This window comes from Methylobacter arcticus, assembly GCF_050917435.1.
GTDB classification, from domain to species: Bacteria; Pseudomonadota; Gammaproteobacteria; order Methylococcales; family Methylomonadaceae; genus Methylobacter_A; species Methylobacter_A titanis.
The window spans coordinates 2269074-2285910 of the sequence record NZ_CP159583.1 but is presented as its reverse complement, the minus strand read 5'-3'; the positions used below and the strand labels follow the sequence as shown (position 1 = coordinate 2285910).

Below are 16837 nucleotides of genomic sequence, written 5' to 3'. Positions count from 1 at the left end.
CCAATTAAATGATGCACGTTCCTGGAATGCTTGTTCGAGCGCGGTTAGGGTATGCGCGTGAGTAATCTTAGTCAGTGAAAATATCGCTGATTATCCATTTTGTCCGTAAAACCCCTTCCTTCAGATGGGTGATGTAAGGACGCTCTTGATTTTGTCTTTGCATCCGTGTACGATTTTTCCCGTGCTGATAATTCAGCCTGCCGGAGGGAATATCCGGTACTGCCAGTCGAGGGGACTTTAGACTCCGCATTATGCCGAGCATCGCCCCGTTGAAGCTGGAAGCTCCTTTCTTTAGGTAGGAGTAGTTCACTTATCCACTTTAATCGCCAGAAATATTGGGTTGCCCTGACGCTGAATCAAAACAGCAACTGATTTACCGGTAGGGAGTTTTTTGACGATTTTTTCAAAATCGGCTGCATCCCGAATAATGTTGTTTTGAATGCGTAAAATAACATCGCCACGCTGAATTCCGGCACTTTGGGCGGTACCTTTAGCGACATCCTGCACCAATACGCCGTTTTTAGTCATCTGCAAAGCCTCTCTTTGTGCATCGGTTAAATCAATGACGTTAACACCCAGTCGGTTATGGGGAAGTTTTGGCGCTGTTTTAGCGTCCGCTAATGTATTAATTTCATCTGGCAATAGGCCGACTTTAAAGTCAATGGTTTTAATCTCACCTTGACGGATGATTTTTAAGGTGGCTTTGTCATTGATCGGCGTTATGCCGACCATCGGTGGCAAATCACCTGAACTTTCAATCGACTGACCGTTAAATTCGGTAATAATATCGCCAATTTGCAATTCGGCTTGTTCTGCAGGACTGCCGGGCAGGACTTTGGAAATCAACGCTCCCTGCGGTTTTTTCATGCCGAATGATTCGGCTAGTTCTCGTGTTACGTCTTGTATCTGAACGCCTAGCCAACCGTGCGCTGCTTTACCGGTGACTTTTATTTGATCGACAACATTCATTACCACGTCCATAGGTATGGAGAATGAAAGTCCCATAAAACCGCCGGTACGGCTGTAAATTTGGGAGTTGATGCCAACGACTTTGCCTTCCATATTAAACAACGGCCCGCCTGAATTACCTGGATTGATGGCTACGTCGGTCTGTATAAAGGGCACATAGTTGCCGCCGGGCAAACTGCGCCCTTTGGCACTGACTATGCCAGCTGTGACTGATTGCTCAAATCCAAATGGTGAACCTATTGCCAGAACCCACTCACCGACCTGTAGTTTGTTTGGCTCGCCGATGGCCACAGCAGGCAAGTCTTTAGCTTCGACCTTTAGGAGCGCAACATCGGTACGCGCATCGGAGCCGATGAGTTTGGCGGTCAGTTCTCTGCGGTCGGAAAATTTAACCACAATTTCATCGGCATCTTTTACTACGTGATGATTGGTTAAAATGTAACCGTCCGCTGAAATAATAAATCCCGAGCCTAAGGACGTTGTATCTTTGGGAGCATAGCCGTCGCCCTGCTCATTTAAAAAACGTTTAAAAAACTCTTCCAGTTCGGGAGGTATGCCTTCCGGCAGCGGCTGTTCTTCTTCGGGGGCGTTTTCAGTCTCAGGCAGCGCTTTTTGGGTGGTGCTGATGTTGACCACGGCTACACCATTAGTTTTTACCATTTCGGTAAAATCCGGTAATTGTGCTAATACGCTTTGAGTAAACAAAACGATCAGAAAAAAATACCACTTAACATTTTTGAGCATAAAAATCTCCATTTACTACTTAATGAAATAACTTATATTAAAAAATAACGTAACTATTCAGCAGATGCTGACTTTATGAATGGAACGCGGATAGCACTGCACGACGGGGTTGAATGGGTTTTTCAAAAGGCCGAAGCGAAGTTCGGCATATACTTTATGGTGTCTTAATGATTGTATCGGTCATCTTAATGAATAACTGATGTTACGCAGGTAAACCAAAAATTAGTAACTTAAAAAACAAAAAACGACTGTAAGTTATTAATAGATACTAGTCGGCGCGTAACATCAGTACATAAATTCTATTCTATCAGTCTACTTCGCGTCACCGGTGTACTATTTTCTAATTACTCACTGATGTTACATGCCCATAATGAAAAATCAATGAGTTACAAATTTTGCGATTTGCTACACCTTTTGATTTCTCTGAAGGCCTGCGTAACATCAGTTATTAAATAGTTGGGTGTGTTCTTCGCAGGAAATCGCCTTAATCCAAGTATTTGATATAAAATTGTGTTATCACACTAAAAAGCTTTATTATCCATCAATAATAACTAAGCGTGTTAGTACAATAATCTTCCTCTCATTTATCTTGTTGGCTACCTTTAATCTCAATGCCTAATTTCCAAAATTACGATGTCCTTATTATTGGCAGCGGCGGCGCTGGTTTAACCTTGGCGCTTAAACTGGCTGAGCATTCGATGCGTATTGCGGTGCTGTCAAAATTCGCCTTGACTGCGGGCAGCACCTATTATGCACAAGGCGGCATATCCGCCGTTTTCGGCGCCGATGATTCGATTGAGTCGCACATCGAAGATACGCTGGATGCCGGTGCCGGACTCTGTGATCCCGAAATTGTACGCTTGACTGTGACTCATGGTAAAAGTTCCATAGACTGGTTGAGGGAACAGGGTGTTGTTTTTACTCAGGAGCAGACCGCATCCGGGGAATCAAAGCTGCATTTAAACCGGGAAGGCGGGCATTCTCACCGCCGTATCGTGCACACTGCCGACGCAACGGGTAAGGCGGTGTCTTTATCGCTGATTGAACGCGCTCGGGAACACGCCAATATCGAGCTGTTCGAGCACCATAATGTGGTGGAACTAATTACCAGTTCCAGGGAAGCTAAAAAACGGATTTTGGGCGCCTATGTGTTGGATTCAAAAAACCAGCAGGTCAGGACGATAGCGGCTCGTGTCGTGGTTCTGGCAACCGGCGGCGCCAGCAAGGCTTATCTTTACAGCACCAACCCGAAAAGTGCAACCGGCGATGGCATCGCATTGGCTTGGCGCGCAGGTTGCCGCGTTAGCAATATGGAATTTATGCAGTTTCATCCTACTTGCCTTTATCATCCGCAGGCACATTCTTTTTTGATCAGTGAAGCGGTAAGAGGCGAGGGCGGCAAGTTAATTTTGCCGGACGGCTCGCCTTTCATGCAGGATTTTGATCCGAGAGAGGAATTGGCGCCTCGGGATATTGTGGCCCGAGCCATCGATCATGAAATGAAAAAGCGTGGCATAGACTGTGTTTATCTGGATATTAGTCACAAATCGGAGTCGTTCATTCGCGAACACTTTCCGACCATTCATCAGCAGTGTCTTGAGTTTAATATAGACATTAGCAAAGAGCCTATTCCCGTCGTTCCGGCCGCGCATTATACCTGCGGCGGCGTGTTAACCGACAGTTATGCCCGTACTGACATCGTCAACCTTTATGCAATCGGCGAAGTTGCTTGTACCGGTTTGCACGGCGCTAATCGCATGGCCAGCAATTCGTTACTGGAGTGTCTGGTGTTTGCGGAACGGGCCAGCGAGGATATTTTGCAGAAATTGCCCGGCATTTTGCCTATACCCGAAATCCCGGATTGGGATGAATCAAAGGTCGGTGATTCCGATGAAGAAGTCGTTGTTTCTCATAACTGGCACGAACTGCGCCGTTTTATGTGGGATTATGTCGGTATTGTTAGGACGGATAAACGCTTAAGTCGGGCAATGAGTCGCGTGGAATTGCTTAAAAAAGAAATCGGCGAATATTACAGTAATTTTCGTGTGACCAGTGATTTACTGGAATTGCGCAATCTGGTCATAGTCGCCGAATTAATCATCCGTTGCGCACAGCAGCGCAAGGAAAGTCGTGGTTTGCATTACACGCTGGACTATCCTGAAACCGATAACAGCAAACCTGCACAAAATACAGTTTTGACTCCGTGTCCGACTGAGCGCCGTTGATGTTAAGGCGCTAACAGCGCCTTGAGCTCTAAAGCCGCTTGTTCGCAGTCTAATGCAGACTTCTCAACGCGCCGCCGCAAAAGAAATCCACTGCTTAAGCCGTCTATATCACGAGAAACATATTCGTTAAGATCGGCGCATGTCTGTTGCATATGGTGCTCAGCCTGCATTAAGGCCTGGTGTTTTTTGGCATCCTCGCTTTCCAGCAGTAGCAATATCATCACTTCACTGGTCATTCGATTTTGCAAGCGGAAGATTTCTTCTGCGTGATGTTCAAACGCTTCAAGTGACTGCCCGTCAGCACCATACCCACCCAAAAACGGAACAGCACAGCCTGATATTAATGAAGCGATAACAAGTAATACCAAGCTTCGATGAATAACCAAACTCTTCACATGCATCATTTTTATTTTTTAAACCACGCTTACAATGTCCAATAATTAAGCCACAATATACTATAAAACAAGTTTATTCGGGTGTAAAAGCAACAATATTGTTTGATTTTTCCGCATTAGAATACCTTTTCCCTCCCCCTTGTTTTTTGTATTGCTGGCCTATTCTAGGTGTATACTTTGCATACCCTGTATCCATAAAAAATCAACAAATACGGTGTCAAACAGATGACTAAAAAGACAGCAAGCAAATATCTGCTTAACCTCGAAAAACATTTCGCCGCTGACAATCCGATATTACTGAAAGCCTCAAAAGTTTTTCAGGAGCTCGATCAAATTGAATATGATCTAGGGCTCATCGACATGGATGAAACGACTGCCAGTAAAAATTCATGGTGGCCAATAATTGGCTTCATTGGCGGCAATTCAACGGCTAAATCCCGGTTTATTAATCATTATTTGGCGGTGGATGGCCTGTTTTCCGGCATTCAAACAGCCAGCCATAAATTTACCGTGTTGCTGCATAATAATCAGTCCAACCCGACAACCTTGCCCGGTACTGCATTGGATGTAGACCATCGGTTTCCATTTTATCGAATTAGCGATAAAGTCGAACAGCAGCAAAAAGGCGAAGGGGATCGGATTAATTCTTATCTGGAATTAAAAACACTGAATAGCGACCGCCTGAAAAGTAAGTTATTTATCGACGCACCCAACATCAGTGCGGCATCGCCTAATCCAGTTACGTCGTTGTTGACAAAACATATCATTCAAACTTCGGATCTGGTTTTTATTTTTACTGATGTCTTTGATTCAATATCGCCACTGGTCGATGAGCTAATAGAAAGCATCATTCTCCATCAGGATTCCAATAAATTTGTTTATCTGATAGATAAGCCGACAACGGTGATGAATTCGTCTACGAATAACGAAATTATCTCTTCATGGCAAAGAAAATTGGCTGGATTGGGATTAAATACGGGGCAATTTATAGTTCTGTCTGGACAGGAAGGCGGTGTCAGTTCTCAAACCCCTGTTGACTTCTCAGCGATAGACCAGTGTATAGCCAATGTAGGTCATGATCGTACTTACCGCGTGTTGAATTCACTGGAAAAAAATATTCGTGAAATTAATGATGTGGTGATGCCTGAAGTCAAAGAAGCCATCGTGAAATGGAAAGAGCGTGCAGTATTTTCCAGTCTGGTTGTGCTCGGGTTTATTGCTACCTTGGCGATTTTCGCTGAAATACAGGCAGGTGTTCTGGATTTATTGCTAGATCCTATTATTGGGCCTGTCATTGTTATTATACTGATAGTCACCATGACGCCTCTGCATATTATGTTCAGCAAGATCCATGCAAAATCAACAATCAATCAACTAAATGACCGGCAAAAAGAACTCCATTTAATGGAGAATTTAGCCGGTATTTTTGAAAAAAATCTGACATTCAGTCGCATGATGCTGCCGATCTCCGATCCCATCGGTTGGAATAAAAAAACAAAACTCCGTCTGACTCAGGTATCCAATAAAACCAAAGAACTGGTGCAGTTATTGAACGATAATTTCAGTACCTATGATGGAGAATCCTTAACCAATGATTCGGATTAGGCGGGTTTTAATTAAATATGCTCATGTTCACCGGGGTATTTGTTACTCGGTGGATACAAGCAGTTTGTAAAAACAAAAACTAGGTAACTATGGATGTTTTAAAACAATATTTATCGCTATGCTGGTTGAAAAACAACCCGTTGGAGCTGCCGAGATCACTCGGTTTTTTTAAACAGAATCTGTTGTTCTATTTCGTGGTTGCGTATTTCATGCAAACCAACATGACTACCGACCCGCTGGAATCATTTGTTGAAGTTAGCATAGAGACATTATTAGCACTGACATTTATAGGTGTGATGCTGTTCTTTAATAGGACGTTATATGCTTATATACAAGTGGCCACAGCAATTTTATTTTGTGCAAATATAGTCGCTCTCCCTCTCATACCGGTGTTGATTTGGTTAACCGTTAGCGAGGATCTTTTAAGTTATTATTTTTTGGGGTTGCTTTTGTTGTGGGAATTTGCTTTGGTAACTAATATTATCAGGCGAGTTCTCTCCATCAATATTTTCGCCAGTCTAATCTTGTCTTTGGTTTATTTTATCGTTGCCTATTTAGGTGCCTTTGGACTGGGGCAGCTGATGTAACCAGTCTACCCCTTACTCGAAAACAGCGCGTAAGTTGGGTTACAACTAACTGTATGGACAGGAAATGATCCCGTCATTTCCCTGCATTCCCCACATCCCGGTGGGTTATGCAAGAGCAATTGTCGAGGCGTTAGCCGTAACCCAACACAATGGGGGTTACGCTAATCTACATACTATGCGTCAGTAGCATCACAAAGAAATTGGAGAAATTCCGACCGCTTTACGCAACTCCTGCATAAACGGTACGCTGACTGCGCGCGCTTTTTGAGCGCCTTCCTGCAATTGCTCTTCTATATGTTCAGGCGCCTGTATCAATGCTTCGTAACGCTCTCTTGCCGGCGTGATATGTTCATTAATATGCTCAAACAATGTCTGCTTCATTTCCCCCCAGGCGATGCCGTCCGCATAACGTTGGCGTATTTCAGCTACTTCAGCTTTGCTTGCAAAGGCCTGATAAATACCGAATAAGGTGCAGCCCTCGGGGTCTTTCGGTTCACCCGGCTCCAGTGAATTGGTTTTAATCTTGTTAATGAGTTTTCTTAACTTTTTTTCAGGCTCGAATAACGGGATGGTGTTGTTATAACTCTTGCTCATCTTGCGTCCATCCATGCCCGCCAAGGTTGAGGCATGCTCTTCAATGACCGCTTCCGGCAGTACAAAATGTTCACCGTAAATATGATTAAACCGTCCGGCAAGGTCTCTGGCCATTTCAATATGCTGAATCTGATCTTTGCCTACCGGGACTTTACTGGCATTAAACATCAGCATGTCTGCGGCCATTAATATCGGGTAGCTGAACAAGCCCATGGTGATGCCCTTGTCGGCATCGCCCTCGCCGCCCTGTTCATTTTCGGCAACCGCTGCCTTATAGGCGTGAGCTCTGTTCATTAGGCCTTTTGCCGCGACACAGGTCAACATCCAGGAAAGTTCCATGATTTCAGGCACATCCGATTGTCGATAGAAAACCGCATTTGACGTGTCCAGACCCAAGGCCAGCCAGGTTGCGGCAATTTCAAGGCTGGACTGTCTGACTCTTTCCGGTTCCTGGCATTTGATCAGCGCATGATAGTCGGCCAGGAAATAAAAGGGCGTGACATTTGCGTCCTTACTGGCCGCAATGGCTGGTCTGATAGCGCCAACATAATTACCCAAATGCGGCGTCCCCGTAGTGGTGATTCCGGTTAAAACGATTGCTTTATTCATGATACTCAGAAGTCTGTTTATTTAAGAATTAAAAGTTGACACCATATTACCTAAATTCAGGCTAATATCCAGCGGAATAGCTCAATTTATAGCTCTATTGCAAATCATGCTCTATTATTGTCTTTTATAGTAAACTTAGCAGTCAAGGCCATGCAGCTCACCTAGTGAGTGCCATAACTGCAAATTTGACCGGAGAAATTGATATGGTAGAGTATGATGAAAAGCGGAATTATATTCGCATGGAAATAGACTGTGAAGTCACCTACAGACTGGCGGGTTCAGATGAGTTACATCAGGGACGCTGTTCATCCATTAGTGGCGCTGGTGTTTCATTTATTGCCGACCGTCTTTTTGATACGGGTAAGGCAATGGAAATAAACGTTATTCCCAAAAACACACTCACTCCTTCGATGACCGCTTTTATCGAGGTTATCAGAAGCACTCGGCATGACGATGGCAGCTACGAGATTGCCGCTACCATAAAGAGTATAAAAGGAGACTAAAGCTTCCTGCTCACGCCCCTTACTTACGATCATGTAGGTAAGCTCCTGTTATTTTTTATTACTAAAACTGTCTGTATTTTAATTATGTATACGATTACCAAAGAGGTGTATTTTTGTTACGGACACCGGTTAATGAATCATCCCGGCAAATGCCGTAACTTACATGGACATAGCGTTAAGGCCTCGATTTCCATAGAGCGGGAACAGCTTAACGACCAAGACATGGTCTGCGATTTTTCCGATATTAAGGACTGTGTTGAGGCCTACATCGATTTACAGCTTGATCATAATTTTCTGCTGCATAAAGATGACCCGATCATTCCCATGCTCATTGCAAATAAGGAGCGCTTTCTTGCCCTTGACGAACATCCCACCGCAGAAGTCCTGAGTAAGATGATTTATTTGCATCTCAAACAGGCCGGTTTTAACGTTGCTCAGGTAGTATTATGGGAAACCGCCAGCGCGGCAGCCTGCTATCGGGAAAGCTGATATCGATCATGAGTTTTGTTAATCCGGTCAACAAATCAATCTGCTTGGAACAAGTCTGCGAATCAAACTATCAAAAGTTATTTAAGTTAATTCCAGACTTAATGGTGTTTAAAGAAACCGCCATTGGTCTTGCCCCTCATCATACGACACTGCATCTTGAAATCATTGAGCGTACGCCGCATACCTTGACGGTGGAACTTGGTCATTGCTTCAATAAAAACCGGGATGAATTTATGGCGCCCGCCGTAAAAATCAGGGTTTACCTGGATGCGCAACTGGCAGAAGTATTAAGCGATCATGCCCGCGCCGGTGTGGCGCAAGTTTTTAAAGATCCCGGATTAAGCCGTGAAATCATGAATTACAAATGGCGATTAAATTATTTTTTGCAAAAATGGCTGGATCATTGTTTAAAAAACAACTATTTATTCAGTCCTAACGTTGCAAAATTAGTGTTAGCTTAAGCTGTTCGTGGTGAGTCCTGTCGAACCGCACTTTTGAATAACCCTCCGCTGCTAATGCGCAAAAATAACTCTTTACTCGGCCTGCTTACATTATTGCCCCGCTTATTGCGCTTAGGCCGCAAACATCCGGTATTACTGTTGGTTATTTTTGGCCTTGGCTTGGGCGGTTATGGTTATGAAGTCAAAATCGCCCGTCCTGCATTACTTTATCAAGGCGCGCCGCAAGCGCTCGATGCCAAAAATATCGATACCTGGTTTCGCGTATTGCGCAATCACGGTTTTATCTTGGGCTATTCGGATTTACGCGGTAATCCGCTGTGGGTGGAATATGCCTTGTCTCCGGAGACAAACACGCCGTCCTTAAAACGGCCCAGTCGCTTTGAAACCGATTGGCGTGGCATCAATCGGGTCAGTCACGACAGTTATCAAAAAAGCGGTTACGACCATGGACATATGGCACCGAATTATGCGATCAGTCATCTTTACGGCAGGGAAGGGCAGGCCGACAGTTTTTTGATGACCAACATCACCCCGCAAAAGCCTAAGCTAAATCAGCAACTGTGGCAGCGCTTGGAAGAAATGGAAATCAAATATTTTGCCAAAAATCATGGCAAAATATGGGTGATCACCGGGCCGGTGTTTAGCGGGACGGTTGAACGCTTAAGTTCAGATTGGACAGTGGAAATACCGGATGCGTTTTATAAAATTTATATCACCGAAGCCGCTCCCGGCAACACACCTCTTACTTTAGGTTTTTTAATACCGCAAACCGTTAAAGGCAAAGAGCCGCTGGAACAATTCGTGACCAGCATCGATCACATAGAAGCGCAAACCGGTCTGGATTTTTTTGCCCAACTGGATGACCGCACCGAAGCGGCTTTGGAGGCGGCAGTTAAACCGCAGTCGTGGAATTTGCAAGCGATTAATAAATAGCTGCAGTGTTATTAATCGCAGGTTATAGGTTTTTCATTGCCGCTTCAATTTGCTTACACAAGGTTTTCAAGATCTTGATCCGTGCAAAGTTTTTGTCGTTAGCCTCTACCAGCGTCCACGGCGCAATTTCGGTGCTGGTGCGATCAACCATCTCGCAGACGGCATGTTCATAGTCATCCCATTTTTCACGATTGCGCCAGTCGTCTTCGGTAATCTTGAAACGCTTGAAGTCGCTTTTTTCGCGCGCATTGAAGCGCTCAAGCTGCTCATCCTTGCTAATGGCCAGCCAGAATTTGACCACCACGATATTGTGCCGCACCAACTGCGTTTCAAAATCGTTGATTTCGCCGTAAGCCCGCATCCAATCGGCTTTTGAACAGAAACCCTCAACACGTTCGACCAATACGCGGCCATACCAGGAGCGATCGAAAATGGTTACTCGTCCGCGCCGGGGAATATGCCGCCAAAAACGCCATAGATAAGGTTGAGCCCGTTCTTCTTCGGTCGGTGCGGCAACCGGAATAATCGTGTAGTAACGCGCATCCAGCGCGCTGGTGATGCGGCGAATGGCGCCGCCTTTGCCTGCGGCATCATTACCTTCGAACATCGCTATTACGGTGATGTCCTTAAACTCGGCTTCGCGAGTCAGCAACGCGAGCTTGCCCTGATATTTTTCCAGTTCGGCTTTGAATTTTTTCTGGGTAATTTTCTGCTTGAGATCGAGCGTCTTTAGAATGTTAAGTTGGTCAATGGATGGCAGCGGTAACGGCGCAATAATGTCTGCCGTTTTCTTGTCGACATCGTCCAGACGTCTGCGTATCGCGTCGAGAATTACCTTGCCGATGGTTAAGCTGCGGTAGCGCGGATCGTAGCCCTCGACGATAGTCCACGGAGCTTCAGCGGTGGTGGTGCGTCGGATCACGCTTTCATGCACAGTACGGAACTTGTCGTATAGCTTGAAATGCTTCCAATCGCGATCAGTCACACGCCAACGGGTTTCAGGATTTTTTTCCAGCAGTTTCAAGCGTTTTTCTTGCCTGTCTTTGGATAAATGCATCCAGAACTTAAGAATCAATGCGCCTTCGTCGGTCAGCATGTTTTCCAGGCGTTTGGCGCGCTCCATACTTTGGTCAAAATCAGCCGTCTTGGTTTGGCCGGTTACGCGATTGAGGATCGGCCAGGTATACCAGGAACCCAGAAATACGCCTATCTTGCCTTTAGGCGGAAGCTCGCGCCAGAATCGCCACATCATAGGCCGATCAAGCTCCTCATCCGAGGGTTCGCCCATGCCGTGAGTTTCGATGAAACGCGGGTCCATCCATTCGTTGAGTAAGTTGACGGTTTCGCCACGTCCTGCGCCATCCAGGCCGCCGACCAAAATAATGACCGGAAATTTAGCCAGTTTTGCCAAATCGATCTGTGCTTCCAGCAGCGCTTCGCGCAGTTTGGGCACTTCCAAATTGTAGGTTGCTTTGTCTATTTTGTGTCCAAGCTCTGCCGATTCAAACATGATGATCTCCTGAGTGGTTTATCCTAAAATGAAATGCAAAGATTATAGATACTATCGCTTAGCTTTGTTGGTAATAAAGCAAGCTGTCTTGGTATTGATTTTTTCGGCGAGCTGTTGCGGTGTTAGCCGCATCTATGAAGACCTAATCAAAACCGGTTCATATCCGCGATAATATTTCTTCAATCAGTTAAACCCTCTATAATGCCTCGCATACAAGGACTACAGGGCATGCCACCATTCTATGACTAATTTGAATAACGCGCTTTCAACACGCTTGAATCAACTGAACGCAAGCGGCCACCGGCAATTGCTTTGCGGAGGGCTTAAAGGGATAGAGAAAGAAAGTCTGCGCATAGCCAAAGACGGATTCATCGCCCAAACACCGCATCCCAAGGCACTGGGTTCCGCGCTGACGCATCCGTACATCACCACCGATTATTCCGAAGCGCTGATCGAGTTGATTACTCCGCCGTTTGCCGATATAAAAGACTCGCTGGATTATTTGCACCGCACACACCAATTCGTTTATGAGTATCTGGACAATGAAATGCTGCTGAGCGTAAGTATGCCTTGTGGCATTAATGGCGATCAAAGCATCCCCATTGCCGAATACGGCTCGTCCAACATAGGCCGGATGAAGCATGTTTACCGGCACGGTTTATGGCATCGTTACGGCAGAACCATGCAGTCCATTGCCGGCATCCATTTTAATTATTCTGTGCCAGAAGCTTTGTGGCCGGTTTTACATCAACAAGAAAACAGCCGGTTGAGTCTGGAGCGGTTTACAGCCAATGCCTACTTTGGCTTAATCCGAAATTTCCAGCGTATGGGCTGGTTAATCTTGTATCTATTCGGCGCATCGCCGGCTATTTGCAAAAGCTTTTTCGGTAGTCGCCCGGCATTAATGGCGCAATTTGAACAATTTGATAACGGCACGCTTTATCATCCCTATGCGACCTCGTTACGGATGAGCGACATCGGTTACAAAAGTGTCAATCAAGCTAACCTGAAAATCGATTACAACTCAATAGACGGCTATGTCAGCAGCTTGAGCGCGGCCATTAATACGCCTTATCCCGAGTACGAAAAAATCGGTACGCTGGTCGATGGCGAATACCGTCAACTGAACGGCAATATCCTGCAAATTGAAAACGAGTTTTACAGCACTATCCGGCCTAAACAAATTATCGAGTCCGGAGAAAAACCGACCTTAGCGCTTAAGCGTCGCGGGGTTCGTTATGTTGAAATGCGCTCCCTGGATTTGGATGTGTTTAACCCTATCGGCATCGATGAAGATAAAGCCCGTTTTATAGAGGCGCTGTTGCTCACCTGTTTATTGCAGGAGAGTCCGGAAACCTTAGATCAGGAGCATCAAGTTAACAACGCCAACCAATTAGCCGTTGCCCATTACGGCAGAAAACCGGGGTTGGAACTTGAGTTAGGTCAACAAAAAATACCGTTGCAAGAATGGGCCACTGAAATCCTGGAATCCATGCAGCCGGTCTGTACGGTCCTCGATCAGGATGATGCGGATAAACCCTATAGTTCAGCATTGGCAAAACAGCAGCAGCTGGTTGAAAATCCCGACTTAACCGCATCGGCACGCATGCTGGAGCAGATGACGCAGCTTCAACAGCCGTTTGCCCGATTTGCATTAAACACCTCTGCCGAACACGCACAGTATTTTAAACGTAATAAACTGGATAAAAACAACAGCCGACAATTTAATGAAATGGCCGCAGAATCCCTTGTCAAACAGCAAGAAATCGAAAGTAAAGATCAAATACCGTTTGATGAATTTTTGAAACAGTATTTTTTGCAAGCGTAATCGGGTCGGGTTACAGCACCAGTGAACTCCGGCATCCGTTTTTTTACACTCCAAAGCTTCCGCTCCTGCTTACGCCCAAGACACAGGGATGTGTTGAAGGCAGATATTGCAGGAGCAAATATCTGCCTTACCTACATTCATGTAGGCAACGCTGGCTTTGGCCGCTTAAAGCCGTATGGCGTAGCAATAAGGAAAACACATCATGACGACCTTCAACATAGAGCAACTACAAGCCGAGCTGGATCATAAAAATCCGCGCGTCATACTGAAAAAGGCGTTGGAGCTGTTCGATAATATCGCCATCTCTTTCAGCGGAGCAGAAGACGTGGTACTGATCGATATGGCGGTGGCTATCAGAAAAGACATACAAGTTTTTTCCCTGGATACCGGACGCTTGCATCCTGAAACCTATCGTTTTATCGAAAAAGTCAGGAAACATTATCACATCGATATTGAATTATTGACGCCGGACAGAGACGTACTGGACAGACTCGTTAAAAACAAAGGTTTATTCAGTTTTTATGAAGATGGACATCAGGAATGTTGCGGCATTCGCAAGGTTGAACCGTTAAAACGCAAATTGGCGCAGGTAGACGCCTGGATTACCGGTCAACGCAAAGATCAAAGTCTGGATACCCGGCAAGCTGTTCCCGAAGTACAGATAGACACCGCCTTTTCCGCCACCGAGCATCAACTGGTTAAATTCAATCCTTTGCTCAACTGGAGTTCGGCGCAAGTCTGGGATTATATTGAAGCCTATCAGGTTCCTTATAACGAATTACATCAAAAAGGCTATACCAGCATAGGCTGCGAACCCTGTACCCGTGCCGTACTGCCCAGTCAACATGAAAGAACCGGTCGCTGGTGGTGGGAAGAGGGAACAAAAAAAGAATGCGGGTTACATGCGGGGAATTTGAAAAAGTAATTGTGGGTAGATGATTGGGTCGTTGTGGCAATAATACTGGTTAGCCAGTCAATTTGACATATGTTGAAGCAAAAAAAAAGCAACTTACCAAAGGTAAGTTGCTTTTTTTGTATATGGCGGAGAAGCAGGGATTCGAACCCTGGGAGGGGATAAACCCTCAACGGTTTTCAAGACCGCCGCTTTCGGCCGCTCAGCCACCTCTCCATACCCGGCGTATTATATATAATGTTATATTTATTGCAATAGTAATTCTTTATTTAAGGCAGATATTACGCTCTTTTGAGTCTGATTAGAGGAATGCATGTTGAACGGTTTCATAACAAGCGCATGTCAGTGTTTGCCTTATTGCATCGGATTTTTAGTCTCGGCTCTTGCGGTAATGAATATCAACGACGGTATACCGAGCTTCTTTAAGCTCGTTTTTAATGGCGACTTCATCACTAAAGGTTTTTTTAAGCAATGCTCTTGCCAATGGCGAATCAAGGCTAATATATTGTTTTTTAGGATAAAGTTCGTCAGATCCGACTATGCGGCAGGTCACTTCCTCGCCCACTTCATTTTCCAAGGTCACCCAGGCGCCAAAAAAAATCCTGTCCTGATCGTCGGGGGGCAGCGAGACGATATTAAGGTCGGGCAATCGTTTCTGCAGATAATGGATGCGCCGGTCTATACCGCGTAATTCTTTTTTACGGTAGATGTACTCGGCATTTTCCGAGCGATCGCCTTCCGCTGCTGCCGCAGATAAAGCCAGGGTCACTTCTTTGCGCTTGCTCCACAGCTCTTTTAATTCGCTTTCCAGCGCTTGATAGCCTTCAGGCGTGATGTAAGGGGATGACTTAGGCCCCGGCGGTTTCCAACGTGACATGGTTGATTTCCTGCGGATAAATTACGATGGATTGACATGTTTTTTCAGACAAAAGAGCTGCAATTCTTTATCATAGTCGGCTTTTAAATGACGAAAAAGGTTTTATCATGCAAATAGCTGACAATATGGCTGTCTCAATTCACTATACTTTGACTAACGATGATAGCGAAGTATTGGATAGTTCAACAGATGGTGAGGCTTTGGTTTATCTGCACGGCACAGGAAATATCATTCCCGGCTTGGAAGATGCGTTGCTCGGCAAAGCTGTCGGCGATAAATTTAAGGTGCGCATTGCGGCCAAAGATGCTTATGGCGAACAAAATGATGAGATGATTCAGGTCATCCCGCGAGCAATGTTTGAAGGTATTGATCAAATTGAAGTCGGTATGATGTTTCATGCCGATGTCAGTTCCGGCTCCGGCGAGGTTACCATCGTTAAAATAGAGGACGATGATATTACTATTGACGGCAATCACTCGCTGGCAGGAATGGCCTTAACGTTTGATGTTGAGGTTGTTGATGTTCGGCCTGCGACTAAAGAAGAAGGCGAGCATGGGCATATACATGGTGCGGGTTGCCATCATTAAATTGGCTGTGGCTGTGACTTCGCCTCGGCAATTGCTCCTGCATTCCCCACAGTGATATGGGGAATGCAGGGAAATGACCAGATCATTTCCTGTCCTGTCCATGCAGTCGTAAAGCACCTACTGTTGGTAGTCGCCGATTAAACGATAGCTTATTGGCTGATTGGGCGACTAAAGTCGCCCCCACAATCCTGCCCATGTGTTAACGTAATGGCGGTCTTGCCTGCACTTTACCAAAGAGTCCGTAAAGCCCCTTGCTTTAGCTGGGGGTGGATGTCAACTAGCCTACAAAAGCTTTCAGTATTTCAGCGGTATTCGCCATGCCTTTATGGAGATGCCGCTCAATTTCCGCCATGGTTATTTCACCTGCCGTTTTCCCTGCTGCCCAATTAGCGACTACGCTGATCGCGGCATATTCCATGTCGAGTTCTTTGGCTAACGCCGCTTCGGGCATACCGGTCATGCCGACCAGATCGCAGCCATCTTTTTCCATGCGTTGTATTTCTGCGGCGGTTTCCAGGCGCGGACCTTGGGTGCAGCCGTAGGTGCCTAGCGGGCTGATTTTTATGTTGGCATCCCGCGCGGCGCTAATTAAGCGGGAGCGCAGTTTCTGACTGTACGGATAGGTAAAGTCGATATGGGTGACTGCTTTATCGTCAAAAAAAGTATGCTGGCGGCCATAGCTGTAATCAATAATCTGATCGGGGATGGCGATATGCGCCGGTATCATTTCGCTGGTAATACCGCCTACGGCGGCAACGGCAATGATCTGTCCGACACCGAGTTGTTTTAGTCCCCAGATATTAGCCCGGTAATTTATTTTGTGCGGAGCAATGCTGTGCGGGTCGCCGTGCCGGGCCAGGAAGATAATCCGGGTATTGTTCAGTTCGCCGGTAACGAATTCGGCAGAAGGCGAACCGTAAGGCGTATTTAGCTCTTCCTGTTTGATGATGTTTAAGTCGCTAAGTTGGGTTAGGCCGGTGCCGCCGATGATGGCAAGTGTGGTCATGA

16 protein-coding genes and 1 tRNA gene are annotated in these 16837 nt (G+C 45.8%); 10 read left to right on the top strand and 7 right to left on the bottom strand.

Features of this window, described 5'->3' with window-relative positions; translation table 11 throughout:
- Positions 1 to 306: 306 nt before the first annotated feature.
- Positions 307 to 1713, bottom strand: coding sequence for a DegQ family serine endoprotease (locus ABXJ76_RS10885; protein WP_432740506.1), 1407 nt, complete (start codon positions 1711 to 1713; stop codon positions 307 to 309).
- A 611-nt stretch (positions 1714 to 2324) separates the two neighbouring features.
- Between ABXJ76_RS10885 and nadB the strand changes: the two genes are divergently transcribed.
- A complete protein-coding gene (nadB, locus tag ABXJ76_RS10880; protein WP_432740505.1) occupies positions 2325 to 3938 on the top strand; it encodes an L-aspartate oxidase in 1614 nt (537 codons plus the stop codon).
- 2 nt (positions 3939 to 3940) lie between these two features.
- Here nadB and ABXJ76_RS10875 read toward each other — a convergent pair whose 3' ends face one another.
- On the bottom strand, positions 3941 to 4342 hold the full coding sequence (locus ABXJ76_RS10875) for a hypothetical protein (RefSeq protein WP_432740504.1): 402 nt from the start codon (positions 4340 to 4342) through the stop codon (positions 3941 to 3943).
- Between the two features lie 216 nt (positions 4343 to 4558).
- Between ABXJ76_RS10875 and ABXJ76_RS10870 the strand changes: the two genes are divergently transcribed.
- Both ABXJ76_RS10870 and ABXJ76_RS10865 read left to right on the top strand, forming a co-directional pair.
- Positions 4559 to 5938 carry a hypothetical protein gene (locus ABXJ76_RS10870; RefSeq protein ID WP_432740503.1) on the top strand — a complete coding sequence of 460 codons (1380 nt, stop codon included), beginning with the start codon at positions 4559 to 4561 and terminating at the stop codon, positions 5936 to 5938.
- An 89-nt stretch (positions 5939 to 6027) separates the two neighbouring features.
- Positions 6028 to 6525: a hypothetical protein gene (locus tag ABXJ76_RS10865; RefSeq protein WP_432740502.1), complete on the top strand. Its 498-nt coding sequence runs from the start codon at positions 6028 to 6030 to the stop codon at positions 6523 to 6525.
- Between the two features lie 189 nt (positions 6526 to 6714).
- On the opposite strand, the gene ABXJ76_RS10860 is transcribed toward ABXJ76_RS10865, so the two are convergent.
- Positions 6715 to 7728 carry a tryptophan--tRNA ligase gene (locus ABXJ76_RS10860; protein ID WP_432740501.1) on the bottom strand — a complete coding sequence of 338 codons (1014 nt, stop codon included), beginning with the start codon at positions 7726 to 7728 and terminating at the stop codon, positions 6715 to 6717.
- A gap of 164 nt (positions 7729 to 7892) precedes the next feature.
- On the opposite strand from ABXJ76_RS10860, the gene ABXJ76_RS10855 reads away from it, so the two are divergent.
- The 4 genes from ABXJ76_RS10855 (at position 7893) to ABXJ76_RS10840 (ending at position 10114) form a co-directional block, all read left to right on the top strand.
- Positions 7893 to 8231, top strand: coding sequence for a PilZ domain-containing protein (locus ABXJ76_RS10855; RefSeq protein ID WP_432740500.1), 339 nt, complete (start codon positions 7893 to 7895; stop codon positions 8229 to 8231).
- Positions 8232 to 8315: 84 nt separating this feature from the next.
- A complete protein-coding gene (locus tag ABXJ76_RS10850) occupies positions 8316 to 8720 on the top strand; it encodes a 6-pyruvoyl trahydropterin synthase family protein (protein ID WP_432740499.1) in 405 nt (134 codons plus the stop codon).
- Between the two features lie 8 nt (positions 8721 to 8728).
- Positions 8729 to 9181, top strand: coding sequence for a DUF1249 domain-containing protein (locus ABXJ76_RS10845; RefSeq protein ID WP_432740498.1), 453 nt, complete (start codon positions 8729 to 8731; stop codon positions 9179 to 9181).
- Positions 9182 to 9235: 54 nt separating this feature from the next.
- Positions 9236 to 10114 (top strand): DNA/RNA non-specific endonuclease, encoded by an 879-nt coding sequence (locus tag ABXJ76_RS10840; RefSeq protein WP_432740497.1) that lies wholly within the window; start codon positions 9236 to 9238, stop codon positions 10112 to 10114.
- A gap of 22 nt (positions 10115 to 10136) precedes the next feature.
- On the opposite strand, the gene pap is transcribed toward ABXJ76_RS10840, so the two are convergent.
- Complete coding sequence (gene pap, locus ABXJ76_RS10835) at positions 10137 to 11624, bottom strand: polyphosphate:AMP phosphotransferase (protein ID WP_432740496.1); 1488 nt, start codon at positions 11622 to 11624, stop codon at positions 10137 to 10139.
- A gap of 241 nt (positions 11625 to 11865) precedes the next feature.
- Between pap and gshA the strand changes: the two genes are divergently transcribed.
- Both gshA and ABXJ76_RS10825 read left to right on the top strand, forming a co-directional pair.
- On the top strand, positions 11866 to 13452 hold the full coding sequence (gene gshA, locus ABXJ76_RS10830) for a glutamate--cysteine ligase (protein ID WP_432740495.1): 1587 nt from the start codon (positions 11866 to 11868) through the stop codon (positions 13450 to 13452).
- Positions 13453 to 13654: 202 nt separating this feature from the next.
- Positions 13655 to 14377: a phosphoadenylyl-sulfate reductase gene (locus tag ABXJ76_RS10825; RefSeq protein WP_432740494.1), complete on the top strand. Its 723-nt coding sequence runs from the start codon at positions 13655 to 13657 to the stop codon at positions 14375 to 14377.
- A gap of 114 nt (positions 14378 to 14491) precedes the next feature.
- On the opposite strand, the gene ABXJ76_RS10820 is transcribed toward ABXJ76_RS10825, so the two are convergent.
- Together ABXJ76_RS10820 and greB are read right to left on the bottom strand one after the other, a co-directional pair.
- Positions 14492 to 14581, bottom strand: a tRNA-Ser gene (locus ABXJ76_RS10820).
- 154 nt (positions 14582 to 14735) lie between these two features.
- On the bottom strand, positions 14736 to 15242 hold the full coding sequence (greB, locus tag ABXJ76_RS10815; RefSeq protein WP_432740493.1) for a transcription elongation factor GreB: 507 nt from the start codon (positions 15240 to 15242) through the stop codon (positions 14736 to 14738).
- Between the two features lie 107 nt (positions 15243 to 15349).
- Between greB and ABXJ76_RS10810 the strand changes: the two genes are divergently transcribed.
- The gene (locus tag ABXJ76_RS10810) at positions 15350 to 15829 is read left to right on the top strand and encodes an FKBP-type peptidyl-prolyl cis-trans isomerase (protein ID WP_432740492.1); all 480 of its coding nucleotides are present in this window, start codon (positions 15350 to 15352) and stop codon (positions 15827 to 15829) included.
- A 277-nt stretch (positions 15830 to 16106) separates the two neighbouring features.
- Here ABXJ76_RS10810 and ABXJ76_RS10805 read toward each other — a convergent pair whose 3' ends face one another.
- On the bottom strand, positions 16107 to 16835 hold the full coding sequence (locus ABXJ76_RS10805) for an S-methyl-5'-thioinosine phosphorylase (protein ID WP_432740491.1): 729 nt from the start codon (positions 16833 to 16835) through the stop codon (positions 16107 to 16109).
- Positions 16836 to 16837: the final 2 nt, after the last annotated feature.